We start from the raw sequence: 15910 nt of genomic DNA on the forward strand, positions 1-15910 counted from the left end.
ACCTACATGCGAGCAGTCAAATGCTGTCTGAGACAACACCATAGAAGCGATACCGCAGGCATCGGCAGAGCCATTGTTTACCCGGTCAGCAGTAACGACTGCCTCACCAGACGCATCCAGCTGCACGGTATAGTTCTGAGTAATAGCCACCGGGGGTACCTTGTCTTCTACCTTTACAATGGCCGTGGCCGTATGCGTGTTGCCGCTGTTGTCTGTTACCGTCAGGGTCACACTGTTGTCGCCTGCATCAGCGCAGCCAAAGGCAGTTTTTGAAAGTGTAAGCGAAGCGATACCGCAGTTATCAGCAGAGCCGTTGTCTATATCAGCCGCAACTATGGTGGCTGTACCAGATGCATTTAACTGGATTGTGATGTTTTGCGCCATCGCAGTCGGTGCCACTTTATCCTCCACTTCAACGATGGCCTCTGCCGTGGAGACATTGCCGTTGTTGTCGGTAACTGTAAGTATCACCTTGTTGGCTCCCACGTTCTCGCAGTCGAAGCTGGTTTTGTCCAGGGTCACCGATTTGATGCCGCAGGCGTCCGTGCTGCCGTTATCAATCTGAGCTGCCGTAATGGTAGCGTTACCTGTTGCATCCAGCTGAACGGTTATATTCTGAGCTATAGCATTCGGAGCTGTGTTATCTTCAACCGTGACCGTTGCCGTGGCCGTAGACACATTATCATTGTTGTCTGTTACCGTCAGCGTTACCGTGTTAGGGCCGATGTTGCTGCAGTCGAAAGCTGTTTTGTCCAGCGCTATGGATTTGATACCGCAGGCATCAGTTGAACCATCATTCACTTCATCAGCCGTGATGGTTGCTGTGCCATTAGCGTTTAAGACAACAGTAATGTTTTTTGTAACTGCATTCGGCGCTATTGGGTCTGTAACGGTAACAATTGCCGTGGCCGTAGACACATTATCATTGTTGTCTGTTACCGTCAGGGTAACTGTGTTTGCCCCGATGTTGCTGCAGTCAAAGCTTTCTTTATCGATGCTGTACGATTTGATACCGCAGGCATCTGAGCTACTATCGTTCACATCCTCGGCAGCAATAGTAACCGCTCCGGAAGCATTGAGCTGCACCGTTATGTTCTTGGTAACAACAGAAGGCTTGATTTTATCCTCCACGGTAACAATGGCCGTGGCCGTGGAAACCTTGCCGTTCACGTCTGTCACCGTCAGGGTAACGGTGTTCTCCACTCCCACATTGCCGCAGTCGAAGTCATACTTAGACAGCGCAATTTCATCAATCTTGCAGTTGTCCGAAGAACCGTTGTCCACCTGAGCTGCCGTTATAGTTGCATTACCCGCAGCGTCAAGCTGAACGGTAATGTCCTGTGCCTTGGCAATCGGAGCCACGTTATCTACTACTGTTACTGTAGCAGTTGCTTTAGCCTCATTGCCGGATGCATCGGTAACAGTCAGGGTAACGGTGTTCTCTACTCCCACATTGCCGCAGTCGAAGTCATACTTTGAAAGCGCAAGTGTAACGTCACCGCAAACATCAGAAGAGCTGTTGTCCACCTGCGCAGCCGTGATGGTCGCCTTGCCCGTGGCGTCCAGCTCAACGGTGATGTTTTGCGCAACAGCTGTAGGATTAACTTTATCCTCTACTTTAACGATAGCCTCAGCCTTGAAAACATTGTCGTTGTTGTCGGTTACTGTAAGTATAACCTTGTTATCTCCCACGTTGTCGCAGTTGAAGCTGGTTTTATCTAGTGTTACCGATTTGATACCGCAGGCGTCCAAGCTTCCGTTGTTGATGTCGTCAGCTGTAATAGAGGCATTACCTGTAGCATCAAGCTGAACGGTGATGTTCTTTGCAATTGCTGTTGGTTTCTGCGTATCTGTAATTGTCACATCAAAGCTAATCTCAGCTGTGTTTCCTGCAGCGTCAGTAGCCAAGAATGTATTCGTTGTTTTACCAACCGGGAACAAAGAACCGGATGCAAGCCCAGCTGTTTGGGTAACGGTAACAGTACTTCCATTGCTGTATTTCACCGCGTTGATGTAGAGCTTTTGCACGTTACCGTCAGACAGGATAGAAGATCCGGAATAGTTACCAACATGTTGAAAGCCTACCGCCTTGCCGCCGTTGGCGAACTCCCTTACTGCAACGGCTGCCCCGTACGGAGAAGTCATTAGAACTCTCGGTTGATTAGAACTATAAGATCTCGCGCCCCCGTAGTTAGCTGATCCCGTAGGCAAAGTAAAGGTAGCCGGGAGGCCACGCAGGATAGGGTGTGCTGCTTCAGCACTCACCACAGAGTAGGTGACCTGACCACCACCGGCACTTGTTCGTTTAAGCACAACGATGTCAGTCATGGCCACCATTGTTTTTGCGTCATCTACTTCATAAGCAGACCACTCGTTGGTGATGTAGGTTTTACCTTTATCCAGCACAAAATCAACCAAGGCACTCTGGCCGGCAACTGGCATACCAGTACCATATGTAGTCCCGTTCAAATGGATAACGGCATCAAAATCTGTCAAAGATGGGTTCGTGCCGTTATACTGTGTTTCACTAGTTGCACTTAATGTAACCTCAAGCCCTGCGGCGGTAAGGGCATCTTTTAGGCTTGTGGTATGGGTGTTCATCTCATCCCAAATCAACAACACGCTCTTGCCTTCCGCGCCTTTGCAATTATCGGTAATTACAGGGGCAGAATAAGTCACAATGGCACCGCATTTGTCAAGGTCGCTGTTCTGCGCGATCGGAGATACAGCCGCGAAAACCGGGTCCGTCACATCCTTGACAATTACCTGCTGCGTCTGGGTGAGGGTGTTGCCGTTGCCGTCGTCGTAGGTCCAGGTGATGGTGAACTCACCCTGCTCCAGGTACTCCAGCGGGTCCGTGGTCGTGGCTGTAACGGTACCCACCGCGTTGTCCGTGGCCGTCGGGGCCGTGGCTGTTACGCTGCACTCGCCGGTTAAAACCGGCAAAGTGGCCACGTTAGGTACTGGGGCTTCTTTATCCGTCACCGTAACCAGCTGCGTGGCCGTGGCCGTTTTACCGCCAGCGTCCGTCACCGTCCAGGTCACGGTTGTCTGCCCGAGCGGGAAAGCGGCGGGCGCATCGTTTGTCGCCGCGCCAAGCTGGCAGTTGTCTGCTACTACAGGTGTAGCTAAATTAACGCCAGAGGCTGTGTTCTTGCCGGCGTCTGTATTAACCGCAACCGCCGCAGGAGCTGTTATGGTTGGGGCGATATTATCTACTACTGTTACCTCAACAACTTCTGAAGAAGTGTTTCCGCTTGCATCCTGGGCGTAAAGTGTAACATTTTGCACACCTAGGCTACTACAAGTGAATGAAAGGCTAGACTGAGGAGTACCATACGTCGCTTCAACATAAAGACGTTTGACTGTTCCACTACAAGGGTCACCGAACACATCATTTGTGGCACTAATAGTAACAGAGTTTTTACCGAGTGCCAGATTTTCAACTACTGATTTGCTATTTGCAGCATGGCACCAGCCAATCGAGAAACTATTACAAGAACTGTTGGGCATACCGTAACTTGCAAAGTTTATACTTGTGATAACGGTTCCTGCTGGTGCAGCAAGAACCAATGCCTCCCTCTCATTGGCAACAGCGTATATTTTACCAACTGGAGAGAAGCCTAATGTAAAGCTGCCGCTATTATCGGTGGTTCCATTATCTAGATCTGTAGTAGTAACTGTAGCTTGGCCATTAGCCCCTAATGGTGCTGTAAAAGTTTTAGCTTTGATTACAGGTGCTTCTGTATCAGCATTTACAGCTAGTGTTTTAGTTGCAGTTGTTGTAGCGCCAAGGTTATCTGTAACGGTAACTGTATAGGTGCCTGCCGTTAAACCGGTAGCCGTTGCGCCAGTACCGCCAGATGGAGACCAACTATAGGTATAAGGCCCTGTACCCCCTGTTACAGTTGCTGTTAACTCACCAGTTGCATCACCTGCACAGGCTATAGATTTAGTTTCTTCTATGGTAACTGAGTATAGGTCTGTAATAACTATCAGTCCATTACCCGATCTTATACCTGATTGGGTTGAGCCGTTGATAACACCATTTACATAAGATGAACCGCCACCTCCGCTCGCATTTACACCTCCAGAGCCACCACCATACCAGCCACCTCCACCGCCTCCTGAATGAAGACTAGCTGAATTACCACCAGCCCCGAAGGTTCCAGGCGAAGAAGAAGTGCCATAATTATTATATACTGTATTAGGTCCTCCCTGGCCTCCGGCACTTTGACTACCTCCAATTCCAGAATTAGCAAGAGTACTGTTTCCAATACCGCTTCCGCCAGTTAGACCTCCCCCAGCACCACCTGAAATGTCGCACCCTCCGTGAAGTTCAGCACCGCCACCACCAGCAGCTACTAATATTCTATCATTTAAGCTTGCGACTCCTACTCTTATGTCTGAGGCTCCTCCACCAGTAGATGTAGTATTTGCATCACTACCTCCTCGGCCACCTCCATTAAAGCCGCCACTATTACCAGCTCCCCCAGCACCACCTACATATATTTTTAAAACCTGTCCAGGTGTTACTGTCAACTCTCCTTTTGCATATCCTCCTAGGCCACCAGTCGTTGTGCAGCCATTCATTAGTGCACTACCTCCTTGTGCTCCCCATGCTTCTAACCGGATTGAACTGACGCCTGCAGGCACAGTCCATTCCACAGCTGAACCAGTATAATTGAAAGTGTAAACCTGTTGAGCCTGCAAACTAGGCACACAAAACAGGAAGACCAGAGCGAGCAAAAGCCCTTTAGGTTTTGTTATGCCACAAGTATGGGGGTGCCCCCACAATGCGGATAACTGCATGTAAAATTGTTTCATAAATAAGGGTTGGTTGAAAAATGATTGATTCAGAAAAATGCTGCTAGTATCTGTGGTAGCCTTTTAGGCCATTGTTTAAGAATATACCTCCCGGTGCTGAATAGAACTGCAGGAACAGGATAGCCGGCCGCATAGCTGCAAACCGCGCACAGGCCCTCCAGGCAGAGGGCACAGCAGATTGTTTCATAAAAGGGTGTAAAAGTTTGGCTATAAATTGGTTATTAAGCTTTTGCAGTACAATCCTTCATATTAAAGTAGTGGAGGAATGCTTGTAATCGTTTTCTGTAGTAGAATTAGAGCGGATAAAAGTGTAAGCGCCATATGATAAGCGCCATTGAAACAGTAAGAAATAAAATACTGCCTTTGGTACTCAAGAAATTCAGATAAAAGCGAATGACCTAATTGGCCTCTCAAGAATCAGAACCTCTAAACACGTATTAATGATCTTTGAAAACTTCCTGCAAGTTACAGTCAGTTGTAGGGACTTTCGGATAAAGAATTGCACTAGTTTGTCCTGTATTTAAAACGGAGACAAATAAAGTATCTAAAGCAGGCTGTAAGAAATGCTAAGTTAAATTTGGAAATAAACATGCTATATTAATTATATTCAATTTAATTTTTAGGGCTTTAGCATATTAACAGCACCCCCATATACTCTTAAATTGACAGTATATTTTAATACAGTATATGCTGCATGATGGCTATACTATACAATGTGTTACACACAGTTCTTCCTTAGTAAAAATTATCTACTGAGCGTATAGTTATAATTATTAAACAATCATGGCTTGCAAATTTGATCGCACTTGATCATATTTCAGGGCTACAAATGGATCAAATAAATAGTTATAACAAAGTCTTTAAAGCAGCTAAGTATTCTTTAGGGCTTATGCCCTCAATCTTTTTGAAAACCTTGTAAAATCCACTCCTGGATGCAAAACCCGCCTGCAGCGCCAAAGCTTCAATTGTAAAGTTCTGCAAAGCGTCTGCTTTTTCTAATTGTGCTTTTAAATAAGAAATGCGGTATTGGTTAACAAAATCATTGAAATTGATTTTTGCATATGTGTTTAATGCATAGGAGAGTTTATAGGCAGGTATACCCAAACGTGTTGCAAAAACATGTATTTTAATCGTCTTCTCCTTAAAACATTCAGTTGCCTGCATAAATTGCTCAGCCTGCTTAAATAGGCTTTCTATATCATTATCCTGCACATCAAGCTTACTCTGTTTTTTTATCCTAGAAAGTGTTTCGGGCTTCATGTCCAGAAAGGAAGCGATGCAGTTCAGCGGGAGCCGGTCAATATAGCCGGGTTTAGATTTTACGAAATAGTGGTAGCGTTCGATAGCATTGCCTACGCGAACAACATGGGTTCGCTCCTGGGCATCGCGATAGTAACTTTCGTATACTTGGCGGATAATGTAATTAAGATCAAAAAACCGCTTATACCAGCCTTGCAGAATATCTGTGTGCACAGCCAGAACCAAGGTAGGCTCTACTGCAATTATAGCTTCTCTGGAGGGTTGCTCGCCGTAAAGGCCTGACAAGGAACTAACAAACTCGTTTTCAACTGAGATGTATGTAGTGATCTTCTTCTGTTTATGTAAAGAATACGCCATAAGTGCGCCTTCCCTTATAAAATACATGTAGTTACACAGCCCCCCCTGATGAAGCAGGTGCTCGCCTTCATTCAAACTAAGCGCATACGTATACTTGTAAAATTCCTCTTGCAGATCGTTGCAAACTGTGTACTGTGTTGAGAGGAGCCCAATAACATAGGCTATATCATCCGGATTTGCTTGTGTGAATTTTAAGGAATCTTCAGGCATAAGGCAAGTCACGTTAGCGAACAGTAAGTATAAATAAAATCAAGATTAGATATGGTTATATGCTACATATGGTAAATGTAACTAAAAAGTAGAATATAGTAATACAGCAGCACTTAACTGAAAAAATATATCTACACTATTAAGTCGTTACGCATGCTAAGAACCCAAGAAAACAGCTGCCGACTGCACCAGCCGTATAGTATGTATCCACCATAAAAAGCACTACAAATTTGTTACTCGTTCGCTATACTTACTGCCGCCTTATTAACACCCTTTTTCTAGACACCGGGCAAATGCTTATATCCTTTAATTAGAGAGTTTAGTTATATCCAAAAAGACTTAGTTCCGTAATTATTTGTTCTATCAGATGAGTAAGTGCCTTAACTATATAATCACTATCAAACCATGCAACATTAAAGCATCCATTACCAATGGGACAAGCACCTAGAAAAACAGGTAAGCTGGAAAAGCTCATCGAGCTGAACGATGAGCTTGAGAACTATTTTAATAACACGATTATCCCGCAGCTTTTTGTTGATGCGGATATGATTCTGCGCAAGTTTACTCCAGCCGCCATGAAGCACTTTAAGCTTACAGCTGATGATGTGGGCAGACACATAAACGAGGTATCCAACAACATCCGGTTTCCGACTATCATCAAGAACATAACCGAAGTAATTGAGAGCAGCAGGGATTTAGAGAAGGAAATACAGACAACGGATAAGGTATGGTATCAGATGAACATCCTGCCATACATTATCAAGAAAGAAAACAGGACGAATGGAGTCATCATTACCTTTATCGACATCAACGACCGCATTCAGGTCCTGAAAGGCTATGAAAAACTGCACAGAAACTACGAAAACATTATCCACTCCATTTCACACGACATAAAGGGCCCTCTTTCTAATATGGAAGGATTGATCAGGATACTGGAAGAAGCACCAAATAGCGAAGAAGACTATAGTCAGATCATTAAAATGCTGCGCGAGTCTGTGGATAATTTGCGCAATACAGTAGAAGACCTCGCAGACATAAACAATGACACGGATTTTGCGAAGGAAGCGGAGCGTGTAAGCTTCGGAAATGTAATAGAGGATGCCATGCTTGCCCTCCGGGATAAAATTGCTGAGACCGACGCAAAGATCAGAACCAAAATCGGGGAAGCGGAAGTCAGTTTCTCGCGTAAGAACGTCAGAAGCATCATCTATAATTTACTCTCAAACGCCATTAAGTACCAGAAGCCTGGCATCGCACCTGAGATTACCATCACAACACAGAAATGTGGGAAATACATCCTGCTAAAAGTAAGCGACAACGGCTTAGGCATTGCAGAGAATGAAAAACAGTCCATCTTTAACCGCTATACCAGATTACATGACACGGTGGAGGGCACAGGCATTGGCTTATTTATTGTGAAGGGTATGGTGGAAAATATGGGTGGCAAAATTGAAGTGGAAAGCAAGGTTGGAGAAGGTGCCACTTTTATGGTTTACTTCAGGTAACTGAAGCTGCACTAAATGCCAATAGCCGCGCCTACTTTGCGTCTGAAGCTGGCCGAGCTTATACTTGTGCAATTATAAAGTATAAGCTATTGGAGCGATTTATACTTTTAGGTAAGATACAAGGACGATCATAAAAAAGGGATGACATCTACATGCCACCCCTTTCCTGTTTTTAACTGATGAAAAGCTTACTGCTTGTGTACTTTAAAGGTATGAACAATCTTGCCTTTGATCACCCGTACCAAATAAAACCCAGTTCCATACTTGCTTAAGTCAAGTTCAAGCTGGCCAGTAACATTTACCTTGTGGCTGCTTAATAACCGTCCGTTGGCAGTATGGATCTCCACTATTGCATTACCAATAGCCTTTGGCTCTGCTACTTCTAGGTATACCTTTCCGTTTATAGTTGGGTTAGGGTACAGCACAATACCACTCGCGTCTTTTGCATTGCCAACTACACCTGTTGGCACCATGATAGTAAGGGTTGCGGTGGCTGTGCCCATATAGTTTGGGTTATTTACAGTAGCAACAACCGCATATGTTCCCCTCGCAACTGGTGCTGCTTCAGCGCCGTCGTACGTGATGGTCATATTTAACCCTGCTGGTGTAGTAGTGGCGGTAACTGTCTTCGGCTGGCCATCCTCGGCCTGCTCTAGGTTACTTAGAACAATTGTGGCGGTAGCTTTCGTTATCGTCAAAATAGCGGACTGGTAAATAAAGCTGTAGTTGTTGTCGCTGCCGCCAGACACGGTTATTGGGTACTCTCCTGCATTACTCTCGGCTGTTGCAGTTGTAGTGGCAACTGGTGCAGTCGTCAGCACATCAGCCGTTTCAGTACCGGCAAAACCTGTAATAGTGTAGGTTAGAGCAGGATTCTCTTCTCCGTACACACGATTTTTGTTATCTGCAACAACTGTCAGCTCCTTTTTGGCTACAGTAAAAGTGCGTTTCACGATATCGGCTGCCTCAAAGCAATCAGTACCAGCCTGTGCAGCAGTTACTGTAACCAGGCCAACGCCAGTAATGGTTAATACATTTCCATTTATACTTGCGGGACCGTCTACAGTATACGTTAAAGATGCACCTGATGTGGCCGCACCCGATAAGGTAATTCCTGCATCTCCGTAGGTAGCATCAGGCAGTTCGCCAAAGGTAATCTGCTGCAGCGCTTTGCTAACAGTTACGGTAGCTGTTGCCGTAGCAACATTGCCATTGTTATCTGTTACTGTTAGTGTAATAGTGTTTTCACCCAGATCAGCACAAGAAAATTTGGTCTTGCTAAGAACAAGGGACTTAATGCCGCAAGCATCGGTGCTACCGTTGTCGATATTTTCTGCTGTTACTGTAGCCTCACCGTCAGCGTTTAGCCTAACCGAAAAGTCTTTTACCTTGACAATTGGCACCTGCGTATCCTCTGATGCCCCTATTGTAACACTTGCAGTAGTACTACAGTTATTTTCATCTGTGATGGTTACAGTATAAGTACCAGCCGGCAGGTTGGTAACGCTAGCACTTCCGTCGCCGGCCGGGTTGCCTGGTGCCCAATTGTAGGTTAGTTCCCCTACACCACCGGCTACAGTTACTGTGGCTGTACCATCAGCACCGCAGGCTGTAGTTACATCTGTTTTTGTGATAGTCGCAGTAAGCGCTTCTGGGGCTGCAATCACCACATTTACCAGGGCCGTATTACCATTCACGTCTGATACATTTACCGCATAAGTACCGGCTGCCAACCCTGTAACTTCTGGCCCTGTTCCACCTGAAGACCAATTATAGGTATAAGGAGCAGTTCCGCCGGAAACCGTAACATTCGCTGATCCGTTTTGGCCACCATGGCAACTTACATCTGTTTTAGACGCGCTGACATTAAGTACCGGAGCGTAATCAATGGATGCTAGCGGTTGATCATCATATAAAGAGCCTGAGTAATTCCTCATCTTAAAGTAGTATTTCCCGCTTACTGCGGCAGCCGTAGGCTTAACCACCCACTCATATTCACGCACATAATTCCCTGAGTAAAATTCAAGGTACTCATCTACATCGGCTTCAGATATAACATTACCTGCTTCGAAAGGTGAATTTCCTCCAGCAGAAAGTTTCTGAGTTGTAGCAGTACCGTTAGGCACATATGCACTTGGCGCCAATACAAAGTGGCTACCTGGCTCGTCTGAAGACATGGGCAAGAATTCGCCATCCGGGCTTGTTGAATAAGACAATTGCTTATAAACAGAACTGCGCGCCCAACTTTCTTCGGCTGGCGTAATAACCAATCTGATGCGGAGCCTAAATGTTTCATCCACGGATCGTAGCTTAATTTCCTGCTTCTCCTCCCCTTTCCAGGAGGCTGAAGCTTCAGATCCGTTGTCATTTCTCCAGCGCCAACCGCTCTGCGTTACCGTAGGGGATGCGACGACCTCCAGGAACATGCAACTGAAGAAGAATAAGAGTATTATTTTTTTCATTTATAATGGATTATGGTTGGTAAAATTGTAAGCGTACTTATTAACCGGCATTCAAGCTCTACCAGACACTACTATTATTTAAGCTACATCTTTAGGGCAAGTTCAGGTTATAGTTCTGCTGCCCATAACCCTGAGCAGCAGCAGCAGCACACCCAAGGAAAACAGGATGTACAGAAAGTTTTGGTAATTAAATGCCGCTAATGCGTTTGGATAAAAGGTAACCTGCTGCACATCTGCTACCTGGGATTGAAATTGTGCCCCAATATCTCCGCTTCCGTGTATTACACCCGAGATACCACGGTTATTGTTGATGACAATGTCCTTGCGGGACTCTACTGCTCTCAGCCTGGCATTGTAGAAGTGTTGTTCGGTTATAAAATAGTCTGAAAACCAGCCGTCGTTGCCCAGGTTAACCAAAAAAGTAGCGCCTTGTTGACCATACCTGTTCGTTAATGCAGGTACTGCAGACTCACTACACAGCAGCAGGCCTGCCTCGCCCCAGGGCGTCTGCATTAACTGCTTGCTGGAACCAGCTTTAACTGTTAGCGCACCACCAGCCAGAAACGGCAATACAATGTTACTTTCTTCCCTAAATAAAGGCCGCTCAACCAGCGTCAATAACTCAGTTTTGTCATAGCGGCCAGCCAACTGCCCGTCAGCTTTAAAAAGGTAAGCAGAGTTATAAACTGAAGGATCGCCCTGTGCGGTAGGAGAGCTCATCCCCAACATAAAGTGCCCCTTTTTGCCTGACAGTTCACGGGAAAGCTCTCGTAAAAAATCATCATTGGGACTATAGACCCAAGGTACCACCGTCTCAGACCAAAGTACTAAGTCCGGATCAACGGAGGCCGCTTTTTTATTGAGTGTAAGGAGGCTTTGCACCAGGGCGTTACCGTTGCGCTCATCCCACACAGCCTCCGGAGACTGGGCCGCCAGCACAAGTGCTGTTGTAACAGGCCTTTGGGACACTTTATTAATACTGTTGGATATTTGCTGATACAGCAGTATTCCACTCAAAGTATGAAACCCAACGATGGCCAAAGGTGCAATAATCCATTTCCAGTTACTGCTGTAAATCGCATAACTGAGGATGTAGTTAAACAGAACAAGCGAAAAAGAAAGAATATATACACTACCAAAGGCTGCAGGCTGCACCAAGTATAATTGACTGCTGATAGAAACTCCAAAGCTATAACTCAGCCATGGCAAACCGGCAAAAGCAATGGCTCGCAGCCACTCCATTCCCACCCATAGCATAGCCATCCAGGCTGCATTCATCAACAAAGCTAACCATGTACCTGACTGAAACCGTACTTTCTCATACAAAGCGAACTGAAAGCCGTAGCACAGCGCGATAAGTAAAACTGCCAGTAACCAGCATGCCACGGACAGCAACAGGCTACTTTGGGCATAATACTGTATGGCGGGCACCATCCAATAGTTGAGAATGCCAGCAGAGACTGCTCCAAATAGCAACCCCGTTCGAAATGCCTGCTGAGTACCTGAAACTTTAAAAAGGGAGATGAAAAGAAGCAGAAGCGCAAACCAGGCAATCACATAATTGACAAACATCAGCGAAAGGCTGAAAAGAATCGCTGACGCCACTACCCGTGCAAAAGAATACTTTCCGGACAAAGACCAGTATTGGGTTATATTCATTAAAGTATTTAAATCTGGAAAAAGACCTGAAGCTGATCAAACCTGAAGAATGCAGTACTTAAATAACCTGTCCGTTACTTCTAATGCTTAATACAACATTGCACCTTACGATAAAAGAGAGGGTATTTTATCTGTTCAATTTTTGCTTAAGGAAATCATAAAACCCAACGGCACAACCTTGCTGTGTTACTATCAGCAATATTAATAAAGGCGAAAAGTTTGTTTTGAGCCAACAGTTCGTAAATATAAAACATTAAATTATATAGCGAAAAGTATATATGATTTTGTTATGCTACTTTGTATACTTATTGTTCTCTACTTTGTCTCCTTTTAACTTTCATACACTCAGGAGATTGGCAATGCCAGCACGAACATTATTGCAGTATAGAATCGGTATAAGCTGTTAAGTAATCCTAGGCAGATGACAAAAATTGCCTGTAACAAGTAAAGATTTAACTCCGGCTACTAATTGTGCTCCTTAATGATATCAAAATTAGTCTATTCCTGTACTTGTGGTTTTAAAAGAGCCGCCTAGACCGAAATGCATAAAGATGAAGCTATGGTGCCATTATACTTGATTTTAGTGTAGTATAATATTGTTACCTTATAATGCCTATACAGCCCATACATGTTCCTGCTATATAAAGCTGCATTTTGGCTTTACTGATTGGATCATTATTCCTAAATTTAAATGCACTACTCTAGAGAACATTTCATTTTAAACAAGTATTTCCCACTCCATACTTTATACCCAATGATCAGAACCATACTATTTAAAGCAGTTTTAACAATTACAGCTGTCGTTTCTGTTGCAGTAAATGGGTACGCCCAGGCGGCTAAGGCTGAAGCAGCGATACAGGGCATTATGGAGCAAATGGATGTAGTAGGTTTAGGTGTTGCTGTGGTTAAAAAAGATGCTATTGTATATACCAACTCTTTTGGTTTAAAAGACATCGAAAGCAATACACCACTTACTAACAACGATATTTTCAGGATAGCCTCTATCTCTAAGTCTTTTTCTGCGACATCTGTCATGCAATTGGTAGAGGCAGGCAAGCTTAGTTTAAAAGATGATATAAGTAATTTGGTTGGTTTCGAAGTGCGAAACCCTAAGTACCCTGAGAAGGTGATTACGCTTAAAATGGTACTCTCACATACTTCCAGCATCAACGACAGCCAAGGGTACTTTACATTAGATGCCATTAATCCTGCCAAAAACCCAGATTGGAAAAAATGTTATAATGACTATGAACCCGGCAATGGGTATGAATACTGCAACCTGAACTTTAACATGGTTGGCACCATCATCGAGAAAAAATCAGGAGAACGTTTTGACCAGTATGTAAAAAACCACATTCTGAGCCCTTTGAATTTGTATGGAGGGTATTGTGTCGATTCCCTAGATGCTGAACTATTTACGACATTGTATGCGTATGATGCTGGTTCGGATAGTTTTTCGCCATCTCCTTCGGCTTACGCACCACGCAGAGAAGAAATCAGAAACTATGTAATGGGCTACAGTACACCGATCTTCTCCCCTACCGGCGGAATGAAAATATCGGCGCAGGACTTGGCTAAATACATGGCCATGCACATGAACAACGGAAAGTATAAAGGCACCAGAATTTTATCAAAGAAGAGTGCCAAGAAAATGCAGGCTAAGGTTGCGGAAAATGGTTATGGTTTGGCTCTCACTACGGTAGATGATTTGATTCCGGGTAAAACTTTGAAAGGCCATACGGGCACGGCTTACGGCCTATACAGCGCCATGTTCTTTCACCCAAAAGAGAAATTTGGCATTGTAGTTATCACAAACGGCTGCAACGCACCAGAAAGCGATGAAATAAATAAGGTTATCACAGCAACTGTTAACAGCCTTTATACTAATTTAATCAAAGAATAACCGTTGGCAGTTCACCTACCAAAGCCATACCTTTAGTAAGTGAGTTGCCAGCCATATATACTGGTTATCTAAAGTATAGCAGCATTTTCTGTATCCTATACTTTACAGGGATTCTCTAATCTTCATCAGTATTCTTTGCTACTCTAGCTCACTATTTTGCAGATTCTTCAGCTACTGCAGTAGTACAGGTTTTATACTTGATAATTGAAGATGGAGTAGGTTTGCTGATTGTCTGCATGGTTTTAGCATTAAGCAAATCAACTTTACCGGCTTTGCGCATCGCATCAAACACCGCCACATAGTTTTGTAAAATGTAGTTAGTGCCGCAGCTGTCTAGCGTATATATTTTTTCGATGGATTTATACTTGTACAGGCTGGCATTCTTTGTAACTCGCTCCAGTAGGTTCTCACAAGTATAGATTGGAGGCTCTTCAAACAGAGAAAACTGGGGTTTGATAAATCCATTGGCTTCAAATTCAGGAACCCCATCTTTTTTTATGATACTGTAAGGCAATACAACTTCTTTGAATATACTGTAAGCCTGACCATCAGTACTCGCAAAAAGGATGTAGCAATACGGTTGCGCTGACTCAGGTAGGTTTATCTTAAACAGCAGCGTGAATGAGCCTTTCTTTTGCAGCATACTGATAAAGCTATTAAGTATGAACTCCTGTCGCCTAAAGCTGTCTTTTTCCTTTTTGCAATAAGTTTTAATTACCTCCAATTGCTCACCAAATAAAGCAGCTAAGGGCATACTTACTTTCTTCCCTAATACGGATTTTGCAATATTTTCTGGGTTAAGCAGCATAAACACATCAGTTTGCCCTAGTTCTAAAGCATTCTGCAGCATCTCTTTTGTATAGCCATTCTCGAAAGGATCCATAAAAAGTAATGAAGGACATCCAGATGCAAATAAGCTAGCCAATGCCGCTTTATCTTCTGCTCCGCTGATGGCCCTGGGTGGTTGGTGAAGTTCCTCGTAAAAAGCCAATGCAGTTGCACCCTCTTGCAGCGCCTTCAGCGTATCTTTACTCCTGTTATAAAAAAAGGGATGTATGGCTTGATTTAGAGCAGGCTTTGCAAGTATTGTCTTATAAAGCTGATTATTAACATCGATACCTGTTATACTTTCTGTAGGCACATCTCCTCCTGTATTCAAGTCCACAAACAACATTGTATCATTCACATTGTCCTGGAGCCTGAGCAAGCTTAAGTTGCACCAGGCATCAAAGTACTTCAGAAATATTTCTTGCTTAACTTCCAGATAGCTGCGCTTATACTTAAAGAAATCTCTCTGCTCTGATGCTAACATAGTTACTCGTGCTGATGGCTGAAAAGCTTCTAATTATACTTTATAGGTTACCATATGTTATGAAACTTATCTATGGTAGCGTTCTACATTGTATACTTCTAAAGTTTTAATCATGGGGCCTTTCATAAAACAAACCCATTGATAAGGCTAAATTAATTAGTATAAGTATAAATAAGACTAAATACATTAGCTTTTATTTATGCACAAAACTTAAACGAGTGTGTATAATCAACTTACTTCATTTAATTTCAATGAGTTAATCACGACTAGGTGGTACATTTATCTGACCCTGCTCTATGACCTCTACCTTTTACTGCGAATGAAGAGATATACAAGACTATGGTGATGAACAGTATCGGCATTGTAACGTCCCTCAACCCTATCATTGGGTACGAAGCCTCCGCCTCCATAGCAA

7 protein-coding genes are annotated in these 15910 nt (G+C 44.0%); 2 read left to right on the plus strand and 5 right to left on the minus strand.

From position 1 onward, the window contains the following. Both Q1A23_RS19505 and Q1A23_RS19510 read right to left on the minus strand, forming a co-directional pair. On the minus strand, window positions 1–4827 hold a 4827-nt coding region (locus Q1A23_RS19505), incomplete at its 3' end, for a glycine-rich protein (protein WP_299826572.1). An 846-nt stretch (window positions 4828–5673) separates the two neighbouring features. Further along, window positions 5674–6654 carry a helix-turn-helix domain-containing protein gene (locus Q1A23_RS19510; protein WP_299826574.1) on the minus strand — a complete coding sequence of 327 codons (981 nt, stop codon included), beginning with the start codon at window positions 6652–6654 and terminating at the stop codon, window positions 5674–5676. A gap of 431 nt (window positions 6655–7085) precedes the next feature. Between Q1A23_RS19510 and Q1A23_RS19515 the strand changes: the two genes are divergently transcribed. Beyond that, a complete protein-coding gene (locus Q1A23_RS19515) occupies window positions 7086–8159 on the plus strand; it encodes an ATP-binding protein (protein ID WP_299826576.1) in 1074 nt (357 codons plus the stop codon). A gap of 188 nt (window positions 8160–8347) precedes the next feature. Here the strand turns inward: Q1A23_RS19515 and Q1A23_RS19520 are convergent, their stop codons facing one another. Both Q1A23_RS19520 and lnt read right to left on the minus strand, forming a co-directional pair. After that, window positions 8348–10621, minus strand: a complete 2274-nt coding sequence (locus Q1A23_RS19520) for an MBG domain-containing protein (RefSeq protein ID WP_299826577.1) — start codon at window positions 10619–10621, stop codon at window positions 8348–8350. Between the two features lie 102 nt (window positions 10622–10723). After that, window positions 10724–12280 (minus strand): apolipoprotein N-acyltransferase, encoded by a 1557-nt coding sequence (gene lnt, locus Q1A23_RS19525; protein ID WP_299826579.1) that lies wholly within the window; start codon window positions 12278–12280, stop codon window positions 10724–10726. A gap of 754 nt (window positions 12281–13034) precedes the next feature. Here lnt and Q1A23_RS19530 point away from each other — a divergent pair. Next, the gene (locus Q1A23_RS19530; protein WP_299826581.1) at window positions 13035–14183 is read left to right on the plus strand and encodes a serine hydrolase domain-containing protein; all 1149 of its coding nucleotides are present in this window, start codon (window positions 13035–13037) and stop codon (window positions 14181–14183) included. 151 nt (window positions 14184–14334) lie between these two features. Here Q1A23_RS19530 and Q1A23_RS19535 read toward each other — a convergent pair whose 3' ends face one another. Further along, complete coding sequence (locus Q1A23_RS19535) at window positions 14335–15495, minus strand: hypothetical protein (RefSeq protein WP_299826583.1); 1161 nt, start codon at window positions 15493–15495, stop codon at window positions 14335–14337. Window positions 15496–15910 lie beyond the last annotated feature (415 nt).

Origin of the sequence: uncultured Pontibacter sp. (assembly GCF_947492645.1) — a bacterium.
In the GTDB taxonomy this organism is placed as follows: domain Bacteria; phylum Bacteroidota; class Bacteroidia; order Cytophagales; family Hymenobacteraceae; genus Pontibacter.